The sequence below is a fragment of the Lactiplantibacillus pingfangensis genome, from assembly GCF_005404945.1.
GTDB classification, from domain to species: domain Bacteria; phylum Bacillota; class Bacilli; order Lactobacillales; family Lactobacillaceae; genus Lactiplantibacillus; species Lactiplantibacillus pingfangensis.
On sequence record NZ_BJDG01000002.1, the window covers coordinates 153,361 to 178,726 of the forward strand.

Below are 25,366 nucleotides of genomic sequence, written 5' to 3' on the forward strand. Positions count from 1 at the left end.
ATGTCGAAAAAAGGATTCTTATTTGGTTTAGCTTTAGGTGGCGCTGCCATTGTGACGGTGGCCATGAAAATGGATGATGAGAAGAAAGCCGAACTCAAGGCCAAGGCACAACAAGGCCTAGCTGACTTTAAAGATCGGGCCATTGACTACGCTTTTTACGCCAATGATGCTGCTGAAGATTTCAAGGAAGAAGCTGGCAAACAGTTTGCCGATGCTAAGAGTAAGGTTTCTGATTTAGCTGATCAATATCAGGCTGCCAAGTCCGAAGATGGTGAAAACTTTAGTTCTAGTTTAGACCAAGCTACGGATAGTCTGCGTTCTGAATTGGCACGAGTTGAAGCCGAGGGTGAAGATGAAGACAATAGTGATGATATTGTCATTGATTCTGCTGCCGCTTTTGATAACGGTGAAACTTCTGAAGCTGACAGTGCTGCAGACGACGCCGACGAAAGCGAACCAGACACTGATGCTAGCGATGCACCTAAGTCTGAAGAATAAATTAGGTTTAAACTGAGAAGTCATATGCCAATGTGTGTGTGGCTTTTTTAGTGTCTTAAGGGGGAATGAATGCTCATGTATTCAATCGGGACTACGGCCAAACTAACTGGTCTTTCACCGTATACGTTGCGTTATTACGATAAAGTTGGGTTAACCCCATTTGTGAAGCGCGATGCACAAGGTCGGCGGCGCTTTGATAGCGATGGCCTAGATTCACTGGCGTTGATTACTTGTTTAAAACAAACGGGGATGCCATTGGAAGAAATTCGTCAATTTGTGAGTTGGTGTGCAGAAGGTGACCAGACTTTGGGGGAACGCTTAGCATTGTTTGAAGCTCAAAAACGTGAAGTGACTGCACAGATTCATCAATCATTGTTGAACTTACAAAAGGTCGACCACAAAATTGCGACTTACAAAAAGGCGCAGCAGGCCGGCAGCGAAGCGGCTGTTGATTGTGATCAAATTCCTAAGCTGACGTTAGACGAGTTGTTGGCTCAAGTCCAAGCGTACGAAGTTCAACAGTTTCGTAAAAATCCTTGACTTAGAGTTCACTCTAAGTTCTATGCTAGCATTGTAATCAAATCAAAGGAGTAAACAATCAATGAAAACAATTCAATTAGGTTCAACTCAGACAAACGTTTCAGCGGTCGTGTTAGGAATCATGCGGATGGTTCGGCTGAATACCGCCGAAGCCGCGACTGTCTTAAATGTTGTCCATGAACAGGGTGTCACGATGATTGACGCTGCCGACATTTATGGTAACGGCGAGTCCGAAAAAACGTTTGGCGCGGCGTTCAAGCAGTCGGGGTTAAAGCGCGATGATTTCTTTATTCAATCAAAAGGTGGCATTGTGCTCGATCCTGAAAAGAGTAGCGGTGAGCTCGTATTTGGGCAACGCTATGATTTTTCAAAGCAGCATTTGATTGCCACGGTTGATGGTATTTTACAACGGCTACAAGTCGATTATTTGGATTCATTCTTGTTACATCGGCCAGATGCATTGATGGAAACTGATGAAATTGCTGAGGCGTTTGATGACTTACAGGCCAGTGGCAAAGTACGTCAGTTTGGGGTATCAAACTTCAATCCGATGCAAGTTGAACTCGTTCAGCACGCACTCAATCAAAAATTACTCATCAACCAATTACAATTTGGCGTGATGCACACTGGTCCCATTGATTTCGGCTTGCACACGAATATGCAAGATGACCGGAGTGTTAATCATGATGGTGAGATTATTGAATACTCACGGTTACATGGGATGACGATTCAAGCTTGGTCCCCATATCAATACGGGCTGTTTGCGGGCACGTTTATTGATAATCCGAAGTTTCAAGTGCTCAACGATAAATTGCAAGCCTTGGCTGATAAGTATGGTGTCACCAAGAATGCCATTGCGACGGCGTGGATTTTACGCCATCCAGCTCAGATGCAAGTGATTTTAGGTTCCATGAACCCACAACATTTAACTGAAAGTATTGCGGGGGCAGACGTCAGGTTGACGCGACAAGAATGGTACGATGTCTACTTTGCAGCTGGCAACGATTTACCATAAGTCAAAAGGTTGTAAGTTCAAAATAAATGTGAACAGGGCAGCAAGGTTGGCAGCGTTTCTGACTGTCTCCGCTAAGCTTAATTTTCAGTCCCAGCTGGAAGTGACAGCTGTTAGTTAATTTGTGGGCTGGTTGTTGTCAGGGTGAATGGTGGCTATTAATCCCAGTGTAGCAGCAGTTACGTACGAAATATTAGTTACGGACAGCCAATGAAAGCATTTAGAAAGTTCAAAGTATTGCCGACTGGCTCAATGATCTTCAAGAATCAAATCAACCGTTTTTAGCGTCATTTACTTTATAACCATTGACCTAGCTGAAGGGCGTCGCTGATTGCATCGGACGTGAAAGTCCCGTTTGAGCGACGGTTTTTGCCGGTCTTACGGGACGGACGGTCCGGGATAGTTGCGGTTTTTGCAACCATCCCGGGCGAAGGCCAAGACCGCTCCTTAGGCTTGGCCTGGTCCCTCGTCCGCATGTAATCAGCGACGCCCGGAAGCGACAATTTTGACTTCTTTTCGTTACCAATGTACTGTTACGATAGCATTTATCAGTGATTTTCGTCTCTCAACCTTTAGATAAAATCAAAAAATAGCAGGTCACTCACTTGAGATGGTGAGTAGCCTGCCGTTTTAGTTAGGACTATTTTAAAGATCTAAAATTTTCAAGTCTTTGGACGTGTGAGTGAATGGTTTAAAGCCTGCCTTAGTCACAACCCCACAGTCTTCAATCCGAACGCCAGCAACTCCCGGAATATAAATCCCAGGTTCAATGGAGAAGCACATGCCCTCAACGAGTGACATGTGGTTGCCAGCCATGATTGATGGAAATTCATGGTCGGTTTGACCGAGCCCATGACCGAGTCGATGAATAAAGTACTCACCGTAACCCGCCTTGGTGATGACATCACGTGCGAGCTTGTCGACATCTTCAGCGGCCATGCCAGGCTTAACGGCGGCTTGTGCGGTCAATTGTGCTTCAAGACAGACGTCGTAGATTTCTTTTTGTTTAGCGGTTGGTTCACCGTAAGCAATCGTCCGTGACGCATCGGAAGCATAACCTTCCCACATGACACCGAGGTCAAACAAGACCAATTCATTTGGTTTGATTTGGGCTTGGCTAGTTGCGCCGTGTGGTTCAGCGGCATGCGCACCGGCTTGGATCAAGGTGCCAAAACTCATTTCCATGACGCCTTTTTGCATTAAAGCATATTGGAGTTCGGCCGCGACTTGTTGTTCTGTCCGACCAGCCTTAACGGCGGCAAAGCCTTTTTCGAAGGCAAAGTCGGCCCACTTACCAGCAACGTTTAGCTTTTCCAATTCATCCGCAGTCTTAACGAGGCGGAGTTGTTGAATCATTGGTGATAAGTTTTTATCAAAATGCGCGGCTGGAAATTGCGCTTTAATGGCTTGAAAACGGCCCAAAGTTAAGCTGGCTTCTTCAAGTGCCCAAACCTTGGGATCTGTCAGTTGCGCAGTAATGTGTTGGGCAATCAGTGCGTAGGGATCTTCATGGTCCAAGTAACCGTAAACTGGGTAAGGCCAGCCAGTTCCCTTAATTGCTTCGACTTCAAGCGCTGGGGCAAACAGGAAAGGTTCTGCGTCTGCGAAGACGAAGAGGGCGAGGGTCCGCTCAATCGGATCACTCCCAAAACCGGTGAGATAAGAAATTGTATGATAATCACTAACATAGGTCACGTCAACGTGGTTGTCGACGGTCCATTGGCGTACTTGTTGCAGTTTAGTATAATCTGCCACTTAGATCACTCCTTAAATTAAATTCTGTTGCTAGTCTTAGTTTAGTCTATGCGGTTGATTAAAGCAAAGTGAGAAAAATTGGCTTGATCATTGAAAAAGCCGTTGTAAAATCTTGCTTTTTGAAAACAAGTACGGTATTATTTTCATGAAAGCGATTTCAATTGCTTTCTTAAGTTGCATCAAAGCCGTAATTTTGCTATATTGGTTGATGTTGCATGAAAGCGAATGAAAACAAGTAATACCAAGTAAGAAAGGGCTATTTTATATGGAAAAACAAACAGTTACGATTTATGACGTGGCGCGTGAAGCGGCGGTTTCAATGGCTACGGTTTCACGGGTCGTTAATGGCAATCCAAATGTGAAGCCAGCGACACGTAAAAAGGTGCTGGCAGTGATCGAACGACTCGATTATCGGCCAAATGCCGTTGCACGGGGGCTTGCTAGCAAGCGTTCGACGACGGTTGGGGTTATTATTCCCGATGTCACTAACATTTACTTTGCTTCTTTAGCACGTGGGATTGATGATATTGCGATGATGTACAAGTATAACATCATTTTAACCAATTCCGATGATGCCGGCGAACAAGAAGTCAATGTTTTGAATACCTTGATGGCAAAACAAGTAGATGGGGTCATTTTCATGGGTAACCATATTGATGACAAGCTACGGGCCGAATTCAAACGCGCCAAGGCACCAGTTGTTTTAGCTGGGACAGTTGACCCACAAGGCGATACACCAAGTGTCAATATTGATTACGCCGCCGCTGTCGAAGAATCGGTCACCAACTTGATTCAACGTGGACACAAGAAGATTGCTTTGGCACTCGGACCGTTGTCGCAATCAATCAATGCGGAATACCGCTTGACCGGCTACAAACGGGCCTTGAACAAAGCCAAGCTGCCATACGATGACAAGCTGATTTATGAAGCTGGTTATTCATATGATGCTGGGACGAAGTTACAACCGGTTATCGCCGACAGTGGCGCAACCGCAGTCTTTGTTGGTGATGATGAAATGGCCGCCGGAATTATTAATGCCAGCATTGAATCTGGCGTGAGTGTTCCTGACGACTTAGAAGTGATTACGAGCAATGATACGATTGTGACTCAAATTACGCGGCCATCAATCACGTCAATCACACAACCATTGTATGATATTGGTGCGGTTGCCATGCGGATGTTGACGAAGTTAATGAACGACAAAGAATTAGATGAAAAGACTGTGACATTACCTTATGGGATTGCCCGGCGCGCGTCGACAAAATCGGCTGAATAGGCTGGTTAGTGAGATTGCGTTATACTAAGCTCAGGACTTCGGTTCTGGGCTTTTTCTGTTGCCAGCGATTTTTGGTCGGCTGAATTCGTCGTGACCAAGTATAAGCAAGCGTGTTGCGACAAGCAGAAATTTTCAGAGCCAAGAGAGGAATGAGACACCGAAATGTTAACTTTACCTAAGCGACCGGGAATCGTACAACTGGGCTTGAAGGCGTCGGCTGAGCCGGCACAGTTGATGGACCGATTAAGATATCGGCCGACAACGTTTGAATTCTTTACGAGTGCAGCTGATTTTGAACCCGAGGCGTTTAACCGCTTGAAAACGGCGATTACGTTTGTCAAAACAGCTGTAACCACTGATGTAATCGTACATCATCCAATGAGCTATCAGGGGGTCCATTTGGATCAATTATTAGACCCTAACCGGCAACCTGAAGCCTATCAATTTTTACAGCAGTCAACCGCGCAGTTACTTGATTTAGTCACGGCGACGGATTGCCAGTTATTGGTCCACGGTGGCTACGGCGGCAGTGAAAGCTCAGCGCTCGTGCAAGAATATGCGTCATTAGCAGAAGCTCGTGACGTCGTCTTTGCCCGCTTGGACAATTTGGTGCAGCAGGGTAGTGGTCATGTCATGATTGAAAATGGCATCACAGCCAGCTTTATGTATGGTGATCCGCAATTGGATGAGCTAATCATCCAACATCAGTTGCCACTGGTTTGTGATTTGAGTCATGTCTTTATTGGACTCAAAGGAAATATGGCCCTGACGATGCTCTCGCTGAAACGCTTAAAGCCATTGATTCGTCACTATCACCTCGTTGACTCACTCGGTCAAAAGCATGACAGTCTGCCACTGGGAGCAGGGCTGATTGATTGGCAACAAGTTTTGCCCGCACTGAATTCGACTGCCAGCATGATTTATGAGGTGCCAGACGCTACGGATGCGACTTGTGCGAATATGTTGGCCAGTTATCATTATTTGCGAAATTTGGAAGTTAAAACGTTAGAAAGTCACGTATAGCTGTTTTTAGGCAAATAAAAAGTGATTAAGCCCTCGGCAAGAGGTCTTAATCACTTTTTTAGATCATGCTAGTCTTCATCAGGGAAGTTAGCGGCTTCGTAAACATCTGAAACGTCGTCGTTATCTTCAAGTTCTTCTAACATATGTTGTAATTTTTCAAGCTTATCGGCTGGGACATCAGTTAAAGTCTCAGGGATCATGGTTAATTCGGCGCTTTCCAAATTGTAACCTTTGGCTTGTAAAGCATCACGAACTTGTGCTAACTGCTTAGGATCCGTATAAATTTCGAAGGCTTCATCGCTGGCTTGTAAATCATCGCCACCAGCGTCTAAAACATCCATCATCATCGTATCTTCATCAGTGTCCATGTCGTCGGTCCGAACAATCACAATATAACCTTTACGATCAAACATGTAACTAACGGCACCAGTCGCAGCCAACGCACCACCATGATGGGTGAAAGCTGAACGAACAGCGGCAGCAGTCCGATTCTTGTTGTCTGTCAACGCGTGAACTAGAACAGCGATACCACCAGGGCCGTAACCTTCGTAAGTCACTTCTTCGTAGTTCGCAGCATCGGAGCCACTACCTTTAGCAACTGCTCGTTTGATGTTATCTTTAGGCATGTTGGCAGCCTTAGCCTTGTCCATGATTAACCGCAGATTCGAGTTAGAATCAGGATCAGGACCCCCGGCCTTTACAGCCATAAATAATTCACGAGAGATTTTTTGGAAAATCTTCCCACGTTTTGCATCTTGAGCGTTCTTACGCCCTTGGATGTTATGCCATTTACTATGTCCTGACATGTGTGACTCCTTCTTTCTTTATTTATCAAATTTATGTTTAAACATACGGTTAGTATCATAACAAATTGAGACGTTAATTTCAAGGATTAGTCTTGTCGGTTCGGGATTTGAGAACGGTATCAAAATTGCCCCCAGTACTATCCTGAATTGCGTGCATACATGTCTGAAATGTGCGTGCTACTGCAAAGCTTGTTTTGGTGAGTGCTTATGTGACCGTGTTATTTGAAATAGGTTATGGCTGAAAGCAATCACTGAGTGCCTCAACTAAAAAGTAACATGATTGTAATCTGCCGGATTGCAGGTGCTTAGATTGCTTGTGACTGCTTTATTTGGCCCCACTTATTGGGCTGGATTAGGGGGTTAACCGTTCTTGTTGCTTAACACATTTAATGATAGAATCATGATTGAATTATGTGTGAACGATTTAATGTGGAAAAATATCTTTATACGGGGAGTATGTCAAATGAACGCTTTACATAAAAAAAGGCTTAATCAAGTTTGCCTGTCAACGTTAGCCTTGGTTACCTTGAGTTTAGTACAGGTCCATCAAGCTAAAGCCGATACGGTGGGGACACCCGCGGCAGATCAAACAACCGTTGCGCAAAAGGTGTCAGCAACACCGCAGTCAAAAGCCGCAACCATTTCAACTACTACGGCTGGCGCTGCTGGTGTAACTGCGGGGGCCGACAAAAAAGTCGTAACTGGGACGAGTAGCCAAAGTGCTGGATCAACTAGTGGAGCTACAGCCAAAACCGCTGTTGAACCTGCTGCCGCGGTGTCTAGTGAGTCCTCGTCAGCTGCAAGTCAAGCAGCTACTGTGACGAAAGATCAAACTGCCACACAAAAGGATCAAACTACTACACAAACTGAAACCGATTCAAACAGCAGCAGTACGACTACAACACCAACTAATACTAATCCGACGACTGAGGCTGGCTCTGATACCAGTTCGCAGAATCAGTCAGATGTTAATTCGGAAACTGATCCTACCAAGACAGTGGATACCGGTACGGACACAAGTACTGCGGTCACACCAGCTCAAAAAACGGTTGAAGAGAAGAACGGTCAATCTTATTTGTATGATTCACAGACACAACAGTATGTGACTGGTTTCTATACTAATGACAGTAAACAGACTTATTACTATGATCCAACCACTTCCGCGATGGTCAAAGGCCAGCGTCAAATTGACAACGACTGGTATCGTTTTGATTTAACGACTGGTGTGATGCAAACAGGCTTTGAGTATATTAGTGAAGATCCTAAAACTGTCTACTATAATGATGCTGGTAAAATGCAGTATGGCCAACAAACCATCGACGGTCAGAACTATTTGTTCAACCTGGGTACTGGTGCGATGGAAACTGGGATACAATACGTTGATGCGACCAAAACAACGTATTATTATGCCGATAATGGTCAAATGCAAACTGGTGAGCACCAAGTTGATGGTTACTGGTATTTATTTGATACCACAACCGGCGCCATGAAGACGGGTTTTCAATACCTTTCAGCTGGTGACAAAACTGTCTACTATAATACTAAAGGTCAAATGCAATACGGTGAACAACAAATAGATGGTTACTGGTATTTGTTTGACTATCACTATGGTGCGCGTCAAACTGGCTTCCAGTATCTCGCCAATGGTGATAAGACCGTTTATTATAATGGTAATGGTCAGATGCAATACGGTGAACAAGCTATCGACGGTCACTGGTATTTATTTGATAACCGCTATGGTGCGCGTCAAACTGGCTTCCAGTATTTAGCAGATGGGAATAAGACCGTTTATTATAATGTCGACGGTCAGATGCAATACGGTGAGCAGCAGATTAACGGCTACTGGTATTTATTTGATAATCGTTATGGTGCCCGTCAGACTGGTTTCCAGTATCTAGCAAATGGGAATAAGACCGTCTATTATAATGGTAATGGTCAAATGCAGTATGGTGAACAATATATCAATGGTTATTGGTACTTATTTGATAATCGTTATGGGGCTCGCCAAACCGGTTTCCACTATTTGTCAAACGGGAATAAGACCGTCTATTATAACGGCAATGGTCAAATGCAGTACGGCGAACAATATATCGACGGTTATTGGTATTTATTTGATAACCGTTATGGTGCCCGTCAAACTGGTTTCCATTATTTATCAAACGGGAATAAGACCGTTTATTATAATGGCAATGGTCAGATGCAATATGGTGAGCAACAAATTGGTGGTCACTGGTATTTATTTGACAATCATTATGGTGCCCGTCAAACTGGTTTCCATTATTTATCAAACGGGAATAAGACCGTTTATTACGATGGCAATGGTCAGATGCAATACGGCTGGTTACAAATGAATCGGCATCGTTATTACTTTGATACGACTACTGGCAAGATGGCAACTGGTGGCACTTACATTAATGGCTCATACTACAGCTTTGGTAGTGACGGTGTTCAGAATAGTTTCACCGATCGGGTCGTCAGTTGGTTCACTAGCCGTAAGGGCACCATCACGTATTCTATGATGGGGTCACGGAGCGGTAGTGATGGTACGGCTGATTGTTCTGGTGCCATGACACAAGCAATTTGGAAGGCTGGTGCAAGTTATCCAACCTCACTGAACTGGGGCGGTTACAACACCGTATCTATTCGGCCATGGTTAACTAGCAACGGCTACTACAATGTCACCAATGGGACGGCGTCATCCGCGAAGTACTATTCACCACAATATGGGGATGTCATCGTCTGGGGTGATGGTCTTGGTGCCGCTGGTCACGTCATGGTCGTTTCAAATGGTAGTGGCAGCAATGCCAGTGTCATTTCAGTTTGTGGCTACAACGACGATGCTTATCATCAAGCCATTCAAGAATTTAATTATAACTGGTACTACGGTTATGACGATAATCCAAGCTTCCATGTTTATCGGTTAAATAATATTTATAGAGGTTAATCAGGTTTAAAGACCGCCATTCTGAGACTAGAATGACGGTCTTTTTGACTAATCAGGACTAGTGAATCCTAAAAAGGGCTTAATAAGTGGCAATAAATTTTCCGAATACTGGTGCTCTCGCGGGTGATTTGCTAAAATTAACTCAGCGCGTTTCTGAAGGGACGAATATAGATGAATAAAGTGACGATTCTAGGCAGTTTAAATGTCGATACAATTTTAAGAGTGAAGCGTTTCCCCAAGCCGGGTGAGACGCTACCTTTGATCGGTAAGAGCGTGGCCGGCGGTGGCAAGGGTGCGAACCAAGCAATTGCGGCTGCTCGTGCGGGTGCCGACACGACTTTTATTGGTAAAGTCGGACAGGACCAGGCCGGGGACTTCATGGTGACCCAACTCACAGATAGTGGCGTCAATGCGGAATTTGTCCAGCACAGTGCTGAAGCAGATACCGGCTCGGCAGTCATTATGTTAGATAGTAGTAGTGAAAATCGGATTCTGATTGATGGCGGGACGAATCAAAAGGTTACCGCGGCGGATGTCGACTTGGCACAGACGGTGATTAGTCAAAGTGATTTCATCGTGGCTCAGTTTGAAACCCCACAAGCCGCCACGGTGCGTGCTTTCGAATTGGCGCACGCCGCCAAGCGACGGACGATTTTGAATCCAGCACCGGCCACAAAACAAGTCGCACCCGAATTATTAAAGCTGACCGACCTCATTATTCCGAATGAAACCGAAACTGAAACCCTGACTGGCATTCCGGTCACGGATGAACATGCGATGATTAAGGCGGCCGAAGCTTGTCAAGCCATGGGCGTGGCCAATGTGATCATTACGGTTGGCAGCAAGGGCGCTTTTTGGATGAGTGGACAAAATCATGGTTTTGTCCCAGCTTACAAAGTGAACGCCGTCGATACAACAGCCGCTGGCGATACGTTTATTGGGGCCTTGAGTTCAATTTTGAAACCTGACTTTAGTAATTTAGCGGCGGCAGTACGATTTGCCAATCGGGCGTCATCGTTAGCGGTTCAAAAATTGGGAGCCCAGCCGTCTATTCCCACGGAAGCGGCCATTCGTGCAGCCGATCGGGCCTAAGCAGACGTAAATAAAGTTAAAAATAATCAACGACTGAGTTAATTTAACCCTTAACTCGGTCGTTTTTTTGTCTTGTCTTTGCGGAGCTAATCACTGAAAGGAGCGTGAGAAGGTGTCAATTGAAGCACAATTGAGTGAAATTATTCAGGTGGCCGTCGATCAACAGGCCAGTGATATTTATTGGTTGCCGACTGTCAGTAAGTATCAAATTCTCGTGCAAGCGGCAGGTGAATTGCAAACACTAATGACGATTGAGATTGCCGCGGCGCAGCAATTGATCAACCATATCAAATATCGCAGTAATATGGCCATTAGCGATCATCGACGGCCGCAATTAGGCGCCATGTCCGTGACGGTTGCCGAAGAAGTGTTAAACTTGCGGATTTCGGCGGTTGGTGACTTCTTAGGACGTGAATCGTTGGTCGTGCGGCTATTGTACCAACCACGGCCGACACGATTACACTATCTTATTCCCTCGCAGCGGGTTAAATTGGAAAAGTTGATGTCGCAAACGGGTCTGATTTTATTTTCAGGACCAATGGGGGCTGGTAAAACGTCCACCATGTATGATTTAGTGCGCCAAATTGACCGTCAACAGGTCGTTATGACGATTGAGGACCCGGTGGAAATCTATGAGCCTAAATTTTTGCAGCTCCAAGTCAATGCGATGGCACAAATGACCTATGGTGAGTTATTGAAGGTCGGTCTGCGGCATCATCCCGAGGTCTTCATCATTGGTGAGATTCGCGATGCGGAAACTGCCCAGATTGCGGTTCAGGCGGCCTTAAGCGGTCATTTAGTACTCAGCACCATTCATGCGCGTGGGGTCTACGGGGTGGTGCCACGATTACGACAATTGGGAATTGATGCGGAAACGTTACAACAGGCCCTGGTTGCCGTAAGTTATCAACGGTTACTCCCGCTAGTCAGTGGGAAACAAGCGGCCTATTTTGATATTGTGACTGCTCGAGAACCTTTACAGTTAGCGAATAACTCACAGATGATGACGCATGAATGGGGGCAACAACTTGAAGCACAGCACGCCTTGGGTCGCATTAGCGCTGAAACGGTGGCCCGGTTTCGCGACCACTAACCGATTAACGATCAAGTTGCAGGCAACTTTGTTTGAAACACTGGCGGATCTCATTGATAATGGCTTTTCTTTGCGCGATGCCATGGACTTCATTGTTGATGTCCATGGCCAACAATTCAAACAGTTGTCTCCGGTCATTGGCCAGTTACAGGCTGGCGCCGGTCTGGCAACTGCTTTGCAACCGTACGTTGGCATTGACTTATATTATCAATTATTGATTGCGGAGCAGCATGGCGCTTTGACGATGACCTTGCAACAAGCGGGCCAACTCATGCGAACCAAAGCGACTCAACAGCAGCAAATTCGTCGGCTACTCCAATACCCATTAATCTTGTTGGCGCTACTCATTGGCACGCTGGTGATGGTCAAGACGGCCATTTTACCGAATTTCAATGCGACGGCAAGGGCGCCAGTACAAGCAATTTCCTGGGAGTTGGGATTAAGCAGCGCGGCGATTATTGTGCTGCTTGGCACCATTATTGTGATCGGCCATTTGAAACGCTTGCCAGCGCGCCAACGCTTTTTATGGCTGGCACGATTGCCAATCATTGGGTCACTAGTCCGGACGTACAGTGGGTATTATTTGACGCTTAATGCGGGCATGTTGCTGGCAGGTGGACTCGAGTTACAGGGAATTTGTGAAGTCAGCCGGCAGTTCAAAACACAGTCACTCTTGCAACAGCAGGGTGAATTTGTTGAGAACCGTTTGTTGGCGGGAGAGTCACTTGCGATGATTATTAAACATGACCGCTTGTTACCTGACGAATTGGCACTGCTTGTCGGCAAGGAGGGTCCCACCGAACAGCTGAGTCAGGAAATGATTTATTTCGCGATGATGCAATATCGCCGGCTAGTGCGTGATCTGAATCGGTTGATCAGTTGGATTCAACCGCTGATGTTCATGGTGATTGCCCTCGTCATTGTTGGTACTTATTTAAATATGCTATTACCGATGTATAACTCGATGGGAGAGATTTTAAAATGAAAAAACTGAAACGGGTCTTATTGAAATCAACGGCGCCACGTAAAGGGTTCACTTTAATTGAAGTGGTATTGGCTCTGAGTATTTTACTGATTGTGGGTCACGTCATGTTGCGCGGACAGCGTCAATTTCTTGCCGATGCTCAGCGCCCTATTCCGGCAGTTCAATGGTATCTAATGCTGCATGAATTAGAAAATCCGGCACATGGGTTCACAGTTGTAAAATCCAAAGAACGCTCGATTGCACTCAAGGCGGCCAATGGTAAGTTGTATTTGCTCGTGTGGGCGCCTAAAACTGACCGACACATTAAGTTGATTGGACCAGGAGGGGGCCGGATTTTCCTCATGAATCAGGTCAAAACGTTTAGCTATCAATATGACCAACAATTGTTACAAATCACGAATGATGCAGGCGAAGCTTTTAAGGCGCGACTATTATTACCACGGGTGACCGGGTGAAACGCCGTGCTGGCAGCATCTTGTTATCTGTGGTGGCATTTTTGACCATTTTTGCTGGTTTTGAGAGTTTTCGTTATCATAACTTTGTCCAGCGACAAGCAATGTATCACTATTTATTGGTAGATTATCATAAGCCTCCGGTAAAGCTGCCGGTGCCAGCAACGGCTAATCAGGCTAAAACTGAGTCTAAGTCCATACCGAAACTGCCGCCGCCTGTCAAATCAACTGCTGATCCGAAACCGAAAGTTTAACCGAATTCACAGGGTTCCAGCTTGAACTCCATTCCAAAAGTCGGTAAGATTGGAAAGGATTCAAGAATTTTCGAAGAGGTGAGCATTCTGGCACAAGCAGAAACGGAAGCATTATTTAAAGTCTTAGATCAATCAGTCACGATCTTAAGACAACAACTATCGGTCTCGTATATTGATGCACTAATTGAAACCGGTGATAATTTACTCAGTCAGACTGTGCAAGTTGAGAACGGCCAGCCGGACTCAGCGAGTGTGGCGAAACTAGAAAAGCTATACCAAACGGTGACGTTGAGCAAGATTGAGCCGGAAACGAGTCGCCGCGCCTTACAGTTAGCATTACTGAAAGCAATCCATGATGATCGCGTTGATCCTAACCATCAAATGACCCCGGATTCGATTGGGCTATTGACGGCGTACCTCATTTCAAAGCTAGTCGCAGCGGATGGGGAGCTCTCACTGCTTGATATTGCAGTCGGAACCGGGAATTTGTTGACCACGGTCATTAACCAATTGCAGCCGACCCGACAAGCAACCATTCAAGGTTATGGTGTCGATAATGATGATGACCAACTGGCAATTGCGGCTATGAGCATGGCCTTCCAATGCTCACAAGTTGAACTTTTCCATCAAGATGGGATTGATCCATTAGTCATGCCGAAAACGACGGTTGTCATTGGTGATCTGCCCGTTGGCTATTATCCGCTAGATGAGCGGGTTGCTAATTTTAAAACCAAAGCAACTAACGGCCACTCGTATGTTCATCATTTATTGATGGAACAGGCAATGTCACAATTACAACCGGGTGGCTGGGGCGTCTTTCTCGTACCAACCAATATTTTCCAATCACAGGAAGCGCAAGGACTGCTCAAATGGATGAGTTCTGCGGCATACTTGCAAGGATTATTAAACTTGCCCAAGAATTTATTTTTAGATGAGAAGTCACGTAAGTCTGTCGTGGTCCTACAAAAGCATGGTGAAAAAGCCCAACAAGCCGCTAAGGTGTTGCTAGGCGAATTTCCATCTTTTGAAGACACGCGGGCCTTTGAAGCTTTCACAGCGCAGATTGATGCGTGGGTTGGTCAAAATATTAAACGCTAGGAGTGAGTCTTGATGGGGAAGACGATTGCGATTAACGCGGGCAGTTCGACTTTGAAATTTAAGTTATTTGAAATGCCACAAGAGCGAGTTATCGCCAGTGGTGCGATTGAACGAATTGGTTTCGAGACCTCACCAGTTCATATTCGTTATGGATTGGATCATAAGTATCGTGAAACTGAAGTTGTTCCGGATCATTTGACGGCGGTTAACTTGATCTTGGAAGAGTTAATTAAGTTGCATATTATTGAAACGTTTGATGAAATTACTGCTGTCGGTCATCGGGTCGTTGCGGGCGGTGAAATTTTTAAGGATTCTGTTTTGATTACGGACAAAGTCTTGGCGCAGATTGAAGCACTTGCTGAATATGCGCCATTGCATAATCCAGCCAATGCAATTGGCATTCGAGCTTTCAAGCGGGTCTTACCGAATGTACCTGCCGTAGCAGTCTTTGATACCTCTTTCCATACGAGTATGCCGCCAGTGAATTATTTATATTCATTGCCATATGATTACTATGAAAAATATGGCGCGCGCAAGTTCGGCGCCCATGGGACGAGCCACCGCTATGTTGCTGGTCGTGCCGCCAAATTAATGGGACGCCCATTATCGGAGCTACGGTTGATCACGCTGCATTTAGGGGCGGGGAGTTCAATTACCGCGATTAAGAATGGCAAAAGCTTGGATACTTCGATGGGCTTCACGCCGTTAGCCGGAATTACGATGGCGACGCGTTCTGGTGACTTAGATCCGTCGTTAATGGCGTATCTGATGAAAAAGTTAGCTCTCAAAGATCCAGATGACATGCTCAAAATTTTGAACACGCAGTCTGGTCTGTTAGGCATTGCGGGTTCCGCAGACATGGAAATCTTAGAGGAACGTTGTGGTCACGATAAGATGGCCCAGCTGGCAATTGACATTTTTGTGAACCGGATTGTCAAATATATTGGCGCCTACTTGGCGGAGCTGCAAGGTGCGGATGCCATTGTGATCACTGCCGGTATCGGTGAACGTGATGCAAAAATGCGTCAGCGAATTGCGGATAAGTTAAGTTACTTTGGCGTTGCCATTGATCCGCATAAAAATCAGGTCAGTGGGGTCGAACGTGACCTGAGTACGCCGACTGCCAAGATTCGCACGATTTTGATTCCGACTGATGAGGAATTGATGATTGCGCGTGACGTTGAACGGATCGGTCAGCCTAAACAATAATGATGATTGATGGACACATCTCCGAGAACTTTTCGGAGATGTGTTTTTTTACGCTAACTTGAAAGTTATTCACCTTAGATTGTCTTAGCTTCATGTCATTCATGTTAATTCGTTTGTTAACTGACAAAAGATTAATCCGCTGTCATCTGTGTTGGCACGGAATTAGAGAAGCTGATTAAAGCAGTGTTTAGCCTGCGGATGGTTAATTTGGACTAGACCGATTTGCCGAAAACGAGAAGCGCGCCCTTTTGAAACCAGTTAGGTTGACCCGTATAATAAAAGTCAAGGGGAGTGCTGATATTATGAAAGCAAGTGAACAACCTGCGAATGGTCAACTTTCGCGGGGACTAAAGAGCCGTCATGTGCAGTTGATTGCCATTGGTGGGACGATTGGGACTGGACTGTTTTTAGGTGCTGGTCAATCCATCCACTTAGCTGGGCCATCAATTTTAATTGCGTACTTAGTGACTGGACTCGTTTGCTTTTTGCTCATGCGAGCGTTGGGTGAACTGTTACTATCTGATTTAAAGACGCATTCGTATATTGATTTTATTAAAAAATATTTAGGTGAACGAACCGGGTTTGTCGCTGGTTGGACGTATTGGGTTTGTTGGATCACGATTGCGATGGCTGAAATTACCGCCGTCGGGGAATACATGCAATTTTGGTTTCCAAAACTGCCACAGTGGATTCCTGGCGTCATTATTTTGATCTTACTGCTGGCCTTAAATTCCGTGAATGTCTCAGCTTTTGGGGAAACCGAGTTTTGGTTCGCGATTATAAAAATTGTTGCCATCGTGGCGTTGATTGTCGTTGGTATCGTGATGGTCGTTTTCAGTGTTAAAACGCCAGTGGGACATGCAGGTCTTGGCAATTTAGTGAATTATGGTGGCTTCCTACCACATGGCATGAAAGGGTTTGTGTTATCCTTTCAAATGGTGCTTTTTAGTTTTATCGGGATTGAAATGGTCGGCATGACTGCTTCTGAAACAGAGGATCCTAAAACGGTTATTCCGAAGGCCATTGACAACATCCCAATTCGAATCATCCTATTCTATGTGGGGTCATTATTTTTCTTAATGGCGATGTATCCTTGGCGTTACTTTTCAGAAGCGCACAGTCCTTTTGTGCAAGTCTTTACCAATCTAGGCATTACTTCAGCGGCCGCAATCATCAATTTTGTGGTGTTAACCGCGGCAGCGTCTTCTTGCAACAGTGCGTTATTTAGTACGGGTCGGATGTTGTTCTCGCTGACATACGGTGGCAAGAGTAAGTTTGCGCGTCAAATGGGTAAACTGTCACCAAGCCAAGTGCCACGTAACGCACTCTGGTTTTCAACTTTGGTCATTGGCTTGGCAGTCTTATTGAATTTACTAATGCCTGGTAAAGTCTTCTCGTTGATTGCCAGCGTTTCGACGACGTGTTTCATTTTCATCTGGGGCGCGATTGTGCTGGCACATCTCGCTTATCGGAAAAAAGTGGGAAAGCAGCGGTCTAAAAAATTCCGGATGCCGTTCTTTCCAATTTCGGATTACTTGATCTTAGCCTTTTTAGGCTTTATCACGATTGTGTTATGTTTAAAAACCGAGACGTTGATTGCGTTAGTCGCTTCATTGATTTGGCTAGTTGTCTTATACGTCATTAAAATTGTGAATGAAAAAGTCCATGCAGGGACACTATAAGTTCAAAGACAGGTCTGAGAAAATTTTCAGACCTGTCTTTTTTTGCGTCAACTATTTGGTATAAAGTTTTTTCTGTCGGTAGGAAGCCTAGGCGACAAAGAAGGCACGTTCAGTTCTAATTGAGTGATCACACAACAAATAGAGAGAACTAGTCTTCTGTGGCATAAATTTTGGCGGATTAAAAAACTAAAGGAACTGTCAAATCTTAACTGTTCTATTGGGTGCACCTGCTTTTTAACATCACTATCCAGTAGGCAATAATCCAAAACAGTACACGTCTCTAGCCGTGAGGAGGGGGCGTTTGGGGCTCAGCCGTGGCATTTGACTTAGCGTGGTGATTTTTCCGCGGTTAGTCAAAAACCAGCTTTTGAGACCGACCTTTGGCTCAAAAATGGTTCATGGCGTTCCAGCCCCAAACGACCCCTCCGGTAGGCGGAAACAACCCGATTCGTTAATCAGTTATCTTGTGTCTCAAACGGTTCTGGTGCGCTTTGAGCAGTGAAGCGGTACAATTAAGTTTAATGTGATTTTAGTTGAATCGAGGGACGGTTATGCAATATTTTACTTCAGATACACATTTTTACCATGCGGATTTATTGGGCCAAAATGACTTTGCGCCACGGCTTTTTCCGGATGTCGAGGCGATGAATCAAGCCATCATTGATCACTGGAACGCCCGGGTGAGTGATGAAGACACCGTTTATCATTTAGGAGACGTGGCGATGTATTTTACGCGGCCTGCTAAATTGTCCTATGAACGGGTATTTGCCATCTTGGCACAATTACATGGTAAAATTATCTTTATTAAAGGAAATCATGATTCACGCGCGTTTTTCAAATATTTGGCGGCCCACGATCCACAACTCAACGGTCAGCCCAAGTTTGAATTTCATGATGTTGGGGTGTTGATCAAATACGATCACCGCCAATACTATATGACCCACTACCCAATGATGATGGGAATCGTCAAGCAGATTATTAATTTGCACGGCCATATTCATCATTATTCGGTTAATATCAAGGAGAATATCAACGTCGGCGTGGATACCCCGGAAGTTGATTATCTGGATCATCAAGTGCCATTTGGCGCACCATTCTCATTGGCTGAGATTGAGCAGATGGTTACTGGTAAGGCGATTGATTTTGCGAAGCGGCAATAAGTGCGCTTGACCGGCTTTCGTCAATGCTTTAGGATTAACGAAGACAAGTATTGCGAGGCGACGAGGATGACGGAACAGATTACGATACTACATACGAATGATGTTCATTCGCATTTTGAAAATTGGCCTCGTATTCGGCGCTATCTTGCGGATCAGCGTCAGTTTCAACAAGCGGCCGGGCACACTGTTTTGACGGTGGACCTTGGTGATGCGGTTGATCGGGCACATCCACTTTCAGAAGCGACTCGTGGTCAAGCTAATGTCCAACTGTTGAATCAGGTCGGCTATGATGCTGTCACCATTGGTAATAACGAAGGCTTGGGATTGACTCACGCCGAACTGGATCAGCTCTATACGCAGGCTAATTTTGAGGTGGTTTTAGATAATTTGACCGTCGCAGCCACTGGTCAGCAGCCGGCATGGGCAAAACCCGCCAAGTTGATGACCACCGCCAAGGGAACCCGAATTTTGTTGTTGGCTTTTACGGCACCGTTTACCTTAACTTATCCGTTGAATGGTTGGACGCCCGCAAGTGTCAAGGATCGGTTACCCCAATTATTGGCACAGTACGCCGGGCAGTATGACGTCCTGATTGTGATGTCACACTTAGGCATCAACGTGGATCGTTGGCTGGCTAAACACTATCCGATGATTGACGTGATTATTGGCAGCCACACGCACCATTTATTAGTTAATGGCGAGGTCAAAAATGGCGTGCTACTCGCGGCTGCCGGAAAATATGGTGAATACGTCGGCCAAATCAATTTAACGATTGATGATGCTCATCGGGTCAGTCGGAGCCAAGCAAAGACCGTTGCAACGAGTCAGTTGCCGATGGTTGCGACGGATGCCGCAGAAATTGCCGGCTGGCAGCATCAGGGAGAGCAACTTTTATCACAACAAGTGATTGCCAACGTACCGCAACAGTTACGGCCGCATTGGCATCATCAGAGTGAGTTAACTGCATTAGGCCTGAAGGCGATTACGAGTTATGCGGGCACGGATTTAGGGATGTTAAATGGTGGGTTGTTCATGCGAGATCTGCCAGCGGGCGCGGTTAATCTAAATGATTTGCATACGATGTTACCGCACGCGATGCATGTGATTCGCGTCAGCTTGACTGGTGAAGAACTTTGGCGCTTAATTTATGAAATGGAACTGGTACGGCCTTTTTTGAACAAGTTTCCAATTCGTGGGATGGGATTTCGTGGTCAAGTCTTTGGCGTGATCCAGTATCAGGGATTGCGCTGGCAGGCGACCACGCATCGGTTATTAGTTAATGACCGTCCGGTTGATCCAGCGAGGACTTATCAAATCGCATTGCTGGATCATCACTTGTTTATCCCGTTTTTCCCAACGTTAAATATCAGTGGTAAAACGACGATATTAGCTGATCAGTTATTAAGAACAGTTGTCGGGAACTATCTCGCAACACAATATCCAACGCAAGGATAGAAAGGTGGTGTCGATTTGAATCGTGATCATATTGATGAATTAGCTGCACAGCAAGCTGAGCGTCGGCAAAGTCTATATCAAGGCGTTCGGCTAGACAAGACGCATATTGAGGTTAACAAACAACCGTTTGAACTCGTCTTGGATTATCATGAGGCGTTTGATTTAGATAAATTTACTGAGCGTTATAGTACGATTTTAAATAAGTATGACTATTTAGTTGGCGATTGGGGGTTTGAACAACTCCGCCTAAAAGGCTTTTTCAAAGATGAGACTAAGGATGTCCAACGTGCGCAAACGATTGGGACAGTTCAAGATTATTTATATGAATATTGTAATTTTGGCTGTGCCTATTTCATCTTGAAAAATGAACGGGTGATTAAGCCGAAACGCACGAGTCACCCTCGTAAGGATGACCGGCGTGGGAAGCGTGGTAATTCGACGACTCACAATAACAATACGACGACCCGGGCAAGTCAGTCACGGGGACGAAGCAATCGTAGTAGCAGTAAACTGAAACAACGTCGTCGCAACAAGTCCTTTACGACGAAACAAAAAGCGGCACCGTTCACTGAAAAACGTCAACAGCCAGCAAAAGTCAATGCCGGCAGTGGCCAACAAGCGCGAACGAGTAAACCAACGACTGGTAAACGGCATTTTACCATTCGGCAGAAGTAGAGAGGATTTTGAAATTGAGTCAGTATAAGGGATATTTGATTGATTTAGATGGCACGGTGTATCGTGGGAGTGAACGAATTCCGGCCGCAAAGCGGTTTATTGAACGGTTACAAGCGACGAATACGGCTTTTTTACTGGTCACCAACAACACAACTAAGTCACCGGAAGATGTTGCGGCTAATTTGGCAGATAATCATGATATTCATGTGAGTCCGGCCAATGTCTATACGGCAGCTTTAGCAACGGCGGACTATGTCAATGATGTCGCTGGCGATGGTGAGAAGACGATGTACGTCATTGGTGAACTGGGCTTAAAAGGCGCCATGCTTGAAAAAGGCTTCCATTTTGATGAAAAGACGCCGCGCTTCGTGATTGTTGGGTTGGATTATGATGTGACTTATCATAAGTTTGAACTCGCAACGCTCGCAATTAAGCGGGGGGCAACCTTTATCGGCACGAACGCGGACACCAATTTACCAAATGAACGTGGTTTAGTGCCGGGGGCCGGCTCAGTGATTGCCATGGTTGAGCGAGCAACGCAGCAACGCGCGACTTATGTCGGTAAGCCAGAGACTATTATCATGCAAAAGGCCATTGATCGGATTGGCTTGGATAAGCAGGACTGTGTCATGGTTGGGGACAACTACATGACGGATATTTCAGCGGCAATTAATTTTGAGATGGCCTCCTTGTTAGTGTATACCGGGGTCTCAACACCAGAGTTAGTCGCAAAGCAGACAGTGAAACCAACGAATGAAGTTAATTCATTGGATGAGTGGGACTTAGATGATGGCGTGGCTAAATAAGGTTAAAAATTGGGCACAGTGGCTCGGATTATATCTTTGGCTCCTGAGCGGGACGATTATCTTAACAATCAATGCCAGTTGGTTGTACTATTTTAATGTGCAATGGCAACATTTGGGCCGGCTCGTAAATTTGTCGACTGGGCGCTTGATGGTCAATTACTACCAGCTGTTAGCTTATTTGAATTTCCCGTGGGTGCCTAAACTTAAAATGACTGATTTTACAGATTCAACGAGTGCGTTAGTTCATTTTGCCGACGTTAAAAATTTGTTTCTATTGGATTATGGGGTATTCTTGGTCACTTGTGTCACCACTTATTATTTGTGGCGACGTTTGAAGCGAGATCAGCAATTGTGGCGCTTTGTGCTGCCAATGCAAACCGCTCTGTGGGTTCCGCCGCTAATTGCCGCGGCAATGGCCGTTAATTTTGATCAATTTTTTATTTTCTTTCATAAAGTGTTATTTAGAAATTCTGATTGGTTATTTGATCCGCTGTTTGATCGAATCATTGTGGTACTGCCAGATACGTTCTTTTTACAATGCTTTGTCCTGGCGTTTGTCATCCTCGAATGGTCGTTCGCCTATTATTTAGCAGTCGGTAAGCAAGCTTTAAAGGCACTCAAATAAAAAAGAGCCGTCATCACAATTGGATGACAGCTCTTTTTTATTTGGCTTAGTCTTCTTCAGGGGCTTTGGAGAACTTGGCCTTAACTGCGGAGAAGATTGCCGGAATCAAGGAAACGACGATGATCCCGATGACAACTAATGAAAAATGTTCTTTCACGAATGCAATGTTACCGAAGAAGTATCCGCCACCGCAACAGAGGATGACCCAGAGGAGACAACCGATAACGTTATAGCGGATGAATTGACGGTATTTCATGCGGCTGCTAGCTGCAACGAAAGGCACGAATGTCCGAATGATTGGCATGAAGCGTGCAATGGTGACTGTAATGCCACCGTGCTTTTTGAAAAACTTTTCTGATTTGGCTAATTGTTTTTGGTTGATCAGCCGTCCGAACCAGGAAGTTCGCGTTAAGGCTTCGCCAAGTGAGTGACCAATTAAAAAGTTAAGCGAGTCACCAGCGAGCGCAGCAACTAAGAACAATAGCACAAATGACCAAATGTGTAAGCCGTAAGTTGGATTAGCGGCTAGCGCACTAGCTGCAAAGAGCAACGAATCACCTGGTAAGAACGGTAAGACGACGGCACCAGTCTCGATAAAGATAATCGCAAACAGGATCAAATAGGTCCAAATCCCAAAACTATTGACGATTGTGACCAAGTGTTGATCAATGTGGAGCACGAAATCAACTAAAAAACTCATGGTTACCTCCAATGTATTTAAAAATATTTCTGATATAGCATACCAGATAACGTTGTTAAATACTATTGTTGACATGTAAACTAGGCTAAAACCTTAACGAATTGGGTGAAATTTACTAGCATTTAAAAGGATTCTCTTGTATTATCAAGGTATTCTAATAAGAAAACGGGTGATTTTGTGGCATATCCACAATTAGATTTATCTAAAGTCGAAGGACCAAAAGCAACCATTAAAACAAATTATGGGGACATTCAAGTGCAGTTGTTCCCTGAACAAGCACCAAAGAGCGTTGAGAACTTTGTTGGCCTTGCTAAAAAAGGTTATTATGATGGGATCATTTTTCATCGGGTCATTCCTGATTTCATGATTCAAGGTGGCGATCCCACTGGTACTGGCATGGGCGGTGAAAGCCTCTGGGGTAATCAGTTTGAAGATGAATTCTCACAAGAAGTCTTTAATTTGCGTGGGGCACTATCAATGGCTAACGCTGGTCCGAACACGAATGGTAGTCAATTCTTTATTGTTCAGAAGACTGGCCTAGATGCTGGCATGGCTGATCAGATGACACAAGCTGGTTATCCTGAAGAAGTTGTGACTGCCTACGGTAACGGTGGGACACCATGGCTTGATTTTCGGCATACGGTGTTCGGTGCGGTCAGTGACGGTATGGACATTGTTGACAAAATTGCCGCCGTTGCAACTGGCGCGCAAGACAAGCCGGTTAAAGATGTCGTGATTGAAACGATTGCCATTAGTGACTAAGTCTTATATAGAAGAACTCGGTTAGACGGGTTCTTTTTTTATGGCGTTTTGAATTATGCTAGTTTCAGGTTATAATAACTCCAATTGTAAAATTAGGTGACGGGTTGATTGTTACTGAAAGGATGGTTGGATGAGTAATTATCGAATTGGAATGCAAGTTCATGGTCAAGTGACTGGGATTCAGCCTTATGGGGCCTTTGTCACGTTAGATTCAGATCATCAAGGTCTGATTCATATTTCGGAGTGCCACGAAGGCTATGTCAAAACGATTACTGATTATTTAAAAGTTGGTCAAGTCGTTGATGTTGTTATTTTAGACATTGATGAGTATACTGGGAAAATTAGTTTGTCTCTGCGTTGTGTCGCGCATCAGCCACGGCATACAACCAGTGACTTGGAAATTTATAAGACCTTTCATCATAAGCATTTCTGGACGAATCGACATGTACATGCTGGTTTTGAACCGATTGCGCAAAATTTGGATGGTTGGATCAATGACTCACTGATCCGGTTAAAGGAGGAGGCACAGTCATGATTAAAAGAGTCGCGGCTACCATTATTAATCCCGAAGATATTGGGACGAGCTTCTTAGTTCAGCAAGTTGCCGGTCAGTATAAGTTTTATAATTTTGAGGTTTTAGCTGATCAGACACCATTGGCTTCGGTTTTATGGAAACTTCGACATGAAGTGGGCATCGATGTTGATCAATTACGACTGTATGATTCGGTCGTTGCACAGAGTGAGACAGAAAACATTTCGTTGTTTGTTTTTAATCACCTTAAGGTTGATGAGTCGGTACGTGAAGCCTGTGCGCGGCAAGGGCTTCTCTTTGTCTCTGCCAGCAAGCTGCATGGGTTATTTGAGAGTGTCAAGGTCAGTACGATGCCATCTTTTGAAAAATTATCCAAATAAATTCAAATAAAGGGTTGACCTGCATACTAATTCTTGATAATATATATCTTGTCGCTGCGAGAGATAGTTGTGAAACAGCTACTCAACGACGTTTCAACAACATAAAATCGGAATCATCTCGGTTGTATAAATATTCAACTTCTTCAAAAAAAGTTGTTGACACATAAAAGATGTGATGATATTATGTAATAGTTGTGTTGAGTTATTCAACCAACGAATTAGACCTTTGAAAACTGAACAAAGTTTCGACAAATCAAATGTGTAGGGTCTAGCAATCCTTGTGATTGTTAGCAAAACATTTGCGAAGTCAATTCGTGAAAACAATTAATAAATTTGAACCAACTTTTTAAATGAGCTTTTTTAGAACTCATCATTAATTTGAGAGTTTGATCCTGGCTCAGGACGAACGCTGGCGGCGTGCCTAATACATGCAAGTCGAACGAACTCTGGTAATGATTGGTGCTTGCATCAAGAGTTACATTTGAGTGAGTGGCGAACTGGTGAGTAACACGTGGGAAACCTGCCCAGAAGTGGGGGATAACACCTGGAAAC

At 44.9% G+C, this 25,366-nt stretch carries 24 protein-coding genes and 1 rRNA gene; 22 read left to right on the plus strand and 3 right to left on the minus strand.

Annotated features, from left to right (window positions below; all coding sequences use genetic code 11):
* The 3 genes from FFM74_RS01105 to FFM74_RS01115 all read left to right on the plus strand — a co-directional run bounded on the left by FFM74_RS01105 (window position 1) and on the right by FFM74_RS01115 (window position 2,053).
* A complete protein-coding gene (locus FFM74_RS01105) occupies window positions 1-498 on the plus strand; it encodes a YtxH domain-containing protein (RefSeq protein ID WP_137624814.1) in 498 nt (165 codons plus the stop codon).
* Window positions 499-567: 69 nt separating this feature from the next.
* On the plus strand, window positions 568-1,038 hold the full coding sequence (locus FFM74_RS01110) for a MerR family transcriptional regulator (RefSeq protein WP_223877125.1): 471 nt from the start codon (window positions 568-570) through the stop codon (window positions 1,036-1,038).
* 61 nt (window positions 1,039-1,099) lie between these two features.
* On the plus strand, window positions 1,100-2,053 hold the full coding sequence (locus FFM74_RS01115; RefSeq protein ID WP_137624815.1) for an aldo/keto reductase: 954 nt from the start codon (window positions 1,100-1,102) through the stop codon (window positions 2,051-2,053).
* Between the two features lie 642 nt (window positions 2,054-2,695).
* Here FFM74_RS01115 and FFM74_RS01120 read toward each other — a convergent pair.
* Window positions 2,696-3,805 carry a M24 family metallopeptidase gene (locus tag FFM74_RS01120; RefSeq protein WP_137624816.1) on the minus strand — a complete coding sequence of 370 codons (1,110 nt, stop codon included), beginning with the start codon at window positions 3,803-3,805 and terminating at the stop codon, window positions 2,696-2,698.
* Between the two features lie 265 nt (window positions 3,806-4,070).
* Here FFM74_RS01120 and ccpA point away from each other — a divergent pair, with 265 nt between their 5' ends.
* Together ccpA and FFM74_RS01130 are read left to right on the plus strand one after the other, a co-directional pair.
* Window positions 4,071-5,081 carry a catabolite control protein A gene (gene ccpA / locus FFM74_RS01125; protein WP_137624817.1) on the plus strand — a complete coding sequence of 337 codons (1,011 nt, stop codon included), beginning with the start codon at window positions 4,071-4,073 and terminating at the stop codon, window positions 5,079-5,081.
* Between the two features lie 162 nt (window positions 5,082-5,243).
* Complete coding sequence (locus tag FFM74_RS01130) at window positions 5,244-6,104, plus strand: TIM barrel protein (RefSeq protein WP_137624818.1); 861 nt, start codon at window positions 5,244-5,246, stop codon at window positions 6,102-6,104.
* A gap of 68 nt (window positions 6,105-6,172) precedes the next feature.
* Here the strand turns inward: FFM74_RS01130 and FFM74_RS01135 are convergent, their stop codons facing one another.
* Entirely contained in the window at window positions 6,173-6,910 is a 738-nt protein-coding gene (locus FFM74_RS01135) for a YebC/PmpR family DNA-binding transcriptional regulator (RefSeq protein WP_137624819.1), read from the minus strand.
* 463 nt (window positions 6,911-7,373) lie between these two features.
* On the opposite strand from FFM74_RS01135, the gene FFM74_RS01140 reads away from it, so the two are divergent.
* The 13 genes from FFM74_RS01140 to FFM74_RS01200 all read left to right on the plus strand — a co-directional run bounded on the left by FFM74_RS01140 (window position 7,374) and on the right by FFM74_RS01200 (window position 22,440).
* Complete coding sequence (locus tag FFM74_RS01140) at window positions 7,374-9,854, plus strand: hypothetical protein (RefSeq protein ID WP_137624820.1); 2,481 nt, start codon at window positions 7,374-7,376, stop codon at window positions 9,852-9,854.
* Between the two features lie 171 nt (window positions 9,855-10,025).
* The gene (rbsK, locus tag FFM74_RS01145; protein WP_137624821.1) at window positions 10,026-10,946 is read left to right on the plus strand and encodes a ribokinase; all 921 of its coding nucleotides are present in this window, start codon (window positions 10,026-10,028) and stop codon (window positions 10,944-10,946) included.
* 112 nt (window positions 10,947-11,058) lie between these two features.
* Window positions 11,059-12,039, plus strand: a complete 981-nt coding sequence (comGA, locus tag FFM74_RS01150; protein WP_137624822.1) for a competence type IV pilus ATPase ComGA — start codon at window positions 11,059-11,061, stop codon at window positions 12,037-12,039.
* Window positions 11,975-13,024: a type II secretion system F family protein gene (locus FFM74_RS01155; RefSeq protein ID WP_223877126.1), complete on the plus strand. Its 1,050-nt coding sequence runs from the start codon at window positions 11,975-11,977 to the stop codon at window positions 13,022-13,024. Before comGA ends, FFM74_RS01155 begins: the two co-directional genes overlap by 65 nt.
* Entirely contained in the window at window positions 13,021-13,479 is a 459-nt protein-coding gene (locus FFM74_RS01160; protein WP_137624823.1) for a prepilin-type N-terminal cleavage/methylation domain-containing protein, read from the plus strand. The genes FFM74_RS01155 and FFM74_RS01160 overlap by 4 nt, the downstream gene beginning before the upstream one ends.
* Window positions 13,480-13,817: 338 nt before the next feature.
* Entirely contained in the window at window positions 13,818-14,828 is a 1,011-nt protein-coding gene (locus tag FFM74_RS01165; protein ID WP_137624837.1) for a class I SAM-dependent methyltransferase, read from the plus strand.
* 12 nt (window positions 14,829-14,840) lie between these two features.
* Window positions 14,841-16,037: an acetate/propionate family kinase gene (locus FFM74_RS01170; RefSeq protein WP_137624824.1), complete on the plus strand. Its 1,197-nt coding sequence runs from the start codon at window positions 14,841-14,843 to the stop codon at window positions 16,035-16,037.
* Window positions 16,038-16,339: 302 nt separating this feature from the next.
* Entirely contained in the window at window positions 16,340-17,719 is a 1,380-nt protein-coding gene (locus FFM74_RS01175; protein ID WP_414672062.1) for an amino acid permease, read from the plus strand.
* Window positions 17,720-18,270: 551 nt separating this feature from the next.
* Window positions 18,271-18,879 carry a metallophosphoesterase gene (locus FFM74_RS01180; RefSeq protein WP_137624825.1) on the plus strand — a complete coding sequence of 203 codons (609 nt, stop codon included), beginning with the start codon at window positions 18,271-18,273 and terminating at the stop codon, window positions 18,877-18,879.
* Window positions 18,880-18,945: 66 nt separating this feature from the next.
* On the plus strand, window positions 18,946-20,334 hold the full coding sequence (locus FFM74_RS01185) for a bifunctional metallophosphatase/5'-nucleotidase (protein ID WP_137624826.1): 1,389 nt from the start codon (window positions 18,946-18,948) through the stop codon (window positions 20,332-20,334).
* A 15-nt stretch (window positions 20,335-20,349) separates the two neighbouring features.
* Window positions 20,350-21,009, plus strand: a complete 660-nt coding sequence (locus tag FFM74_RS01190) for a YutD family protein (protein WP_137624827.1) — start codon at window positions 20,350-20,352, stop codon at window positions 21,007-21,009.
* A 14-nt stretch (window positions 21,010-21,023) separates the two neighbouring features.
* Window positions 21,024-21,815: a TIGR01457 family HAD-type hydrolase gene (locus FFM74_RS01195; protein WP_137624828.1), complete on the plus strand. Its 792-nt coding sequence runs from the start codon at window positions 21,024-21,026 to the stop codon at window positions 21,813-21,815.
* Window positions 21,796-22,440, plus strand: a complete 645-nt coding sequence (locus FFM74_RS01200) for a TIGR01906 family membrane protein (RefSeq protein WP_223877127.1) — start codon at window positions 21,796-21,798, stop codon at window positions 22,438-22,440. The genes FFM74_RS01195 and FFM74_RS01200 overlap by 20 nt, the downstream gene beginning before the upstream one ends.
* Window positions 22,441-22,486: 46 nt before the next feature.
* Here FFM74_RS01200 and FFM74_RS01205 read toward each other — a convergent pair whose 3' ends face one another.
* The gene (locus tag FFM74_RS01205; RefSeq protein WP_137624829.1) at window positions 22,487-23,140 is read right to left on the minus strand and encodes a VTT domain-containing protein; all 654 of its coding nucleotides are present in this window, start codon (window positions 23,138-23,140) and stop codon (window positions 22,487-22,489) included.
* 177 nt (window positions 23,141-23,317) lie between these two features.
* Here FFM74_RS01205 and FFM74_RS01210 point away from each other — a divergent pair, with 177 nt between their 5' ends.
* The 4 genes from FFM74_RS01210 to FFM74_RS01225 all read left to right on the plus strand — a co-directional run.
* Complete coding sequence (locus FFM74_RS01210; RefSeq protein WP_137624830.1) at window positions 23,318-23,902, plus strand: peptidylprolyl isomerase; 585 nt, start codon at window positions 23,318-23,320, stop codon at window positions 23,900-23,902.
* A gap of 130 nt (window positions 23,903-24,032) precedes the next feature.
* On the plus strand, window positions 24,033-24,437 hold the full coding sequence (locus FFM74_RS01215; protein ID WP_137624831.1) for a CvfD/Ygs/GSP13 family RNA-binding post-transcriptional regulator: 405 nt from the start codon (window positions 24,033-24,035) through the stop codon (window positions 24,435-24,437).
* Window positions 24,434-24,814, plus strand: coding sequence for a hypothetical protein (locus FFM74_RS01220; RefSeq protein ID WP_137624832.1), 381 nt, complete (start codon window positions 24,434-24,436; stop codon window positions 24,812-24,814). The genes FFM74_RS01215 and FFM74_RS01220 overlap by 4 nt, the downstream gene beginning before the upstream one ends.
* A 374-nt stretch (window positions 24,815-25,188) precedes the next feature.
* Window positions 25,189-25,366: ribosomal RNA gene (locus tag FFM74_RS01225) — 16S ribosomal RNA — on the plus strand; the annotation flags it as partial.

Coding starts and splice junctions, on each gene's coding strand:
- FFM74_RS01140 (WP_137624820.1), top strand. CDS start 7,374: ATGAACGCTTTACATAAAAAAAGGCTTAATCAAGTTTGCCTGTCAACG.
- ccpA (WP_137624817.1), top strand. CDS start 4,071: ATGGAAAAACAAACAGTTACGATTTATGACGTGGCGCGTGAAGCGGCG.
- FFM74_RS01180 (WP_137624825.1), top strand. CDS start 18,271: ATGCAATATTTTACTTCAGATACACATTTTTACCATGCGGATTTATTG.
- rbsK (WP_137624821.1), top strand. CDS start 10,026: ATGAATAAAGTGACGATTCTAGGCAGTTTAAATGTCGATACAATTTTA.
- FFM74_RS01170 (WP_137624824.1), top strand. CDS start 14,841: ATGGGGAAGACGATTGCGATTAACGCGGGCAGTTCGACTTTGAAATTT.
- FFM74_RS01160 (WP_137624823.1), top strand. CDS start 13,021: ATGAAAAAACTGAAACGGGTCTTATTGAAATCAACGGCGCCACGTAAA.
- FFM74_RS01200 (WP_223877127.1), top strand. CDS start 21,796: ATGATGGCGTGGCTAAATAAGGTTAAAAATTGGGCACAGTGGCTCGGA.
- FFM74_RS01110 (WP_223877125.1), top strand. CDS start 568: ATGCTCATGTATTCAATCGGGACTACGGCCAAACTAACTGGTCTTTCA.
- FFM74_RS01130 (WP_137624818.1), top strand. CDS start 5,244: ATGTTAACTTTACCTAAGCGACCGGGAATCGTACAACTGGGCTTGAAG.
- FFM74_RS01215 (WP_137624831.1), top strand. CDS start 24,033: ATGAGTAATTATCGAATTGGAATGCAAGTTCATGGTCAAGTGACTGGG.
- FFM74_RS01205 (WP_137624829.1), bottom strand. CDS start 23,140: ATGAGTTTTTTAGTTGATTTCGTGCTCCACATTGATCAACACTTGGTC.
- FFM74_RS01175 (WP_414672062.1), top strand. CDS start 16,340: ATGAAAGCAAGTGAACAACCTGCGAATGGTCAACTTTCGCGGGGACTA.
- FFM74_RS01220 (WP_137624832.1), top strand. CDS start 24,434: ATGATTAAAAGAGTCGCGGCTACCATTATTAATCCCGAAGATATTGGG.
- FFM74_RS01115 (WP_137624815.1), top strand. CDS start 1,100: ATGAAAACAATTCAATTAGGTTCAACTCAGACAAACGTTTCAGCGGTC.
- FFM74_RS01135 (WP_137624819.1), bottom strand. CDS start 6,910: ATGTCAGGACATAGTAAATGGCATAACATCCAAGGGCGTAAGAACGCT.
- FFM74_RS01185 (WP_137624826.1), top strand. CDS start 18,946: ATGACGGAACAGATTACGATACTACATACGAATGATGTTCATTCGCAT.
- FFM74_RS01105 (WP_137624814.1), top strand. CDS start 1: ATGTCGAAAAAAGGATTCTTATTTGGTTTAGCTTTAGGTGGCGCTGCC.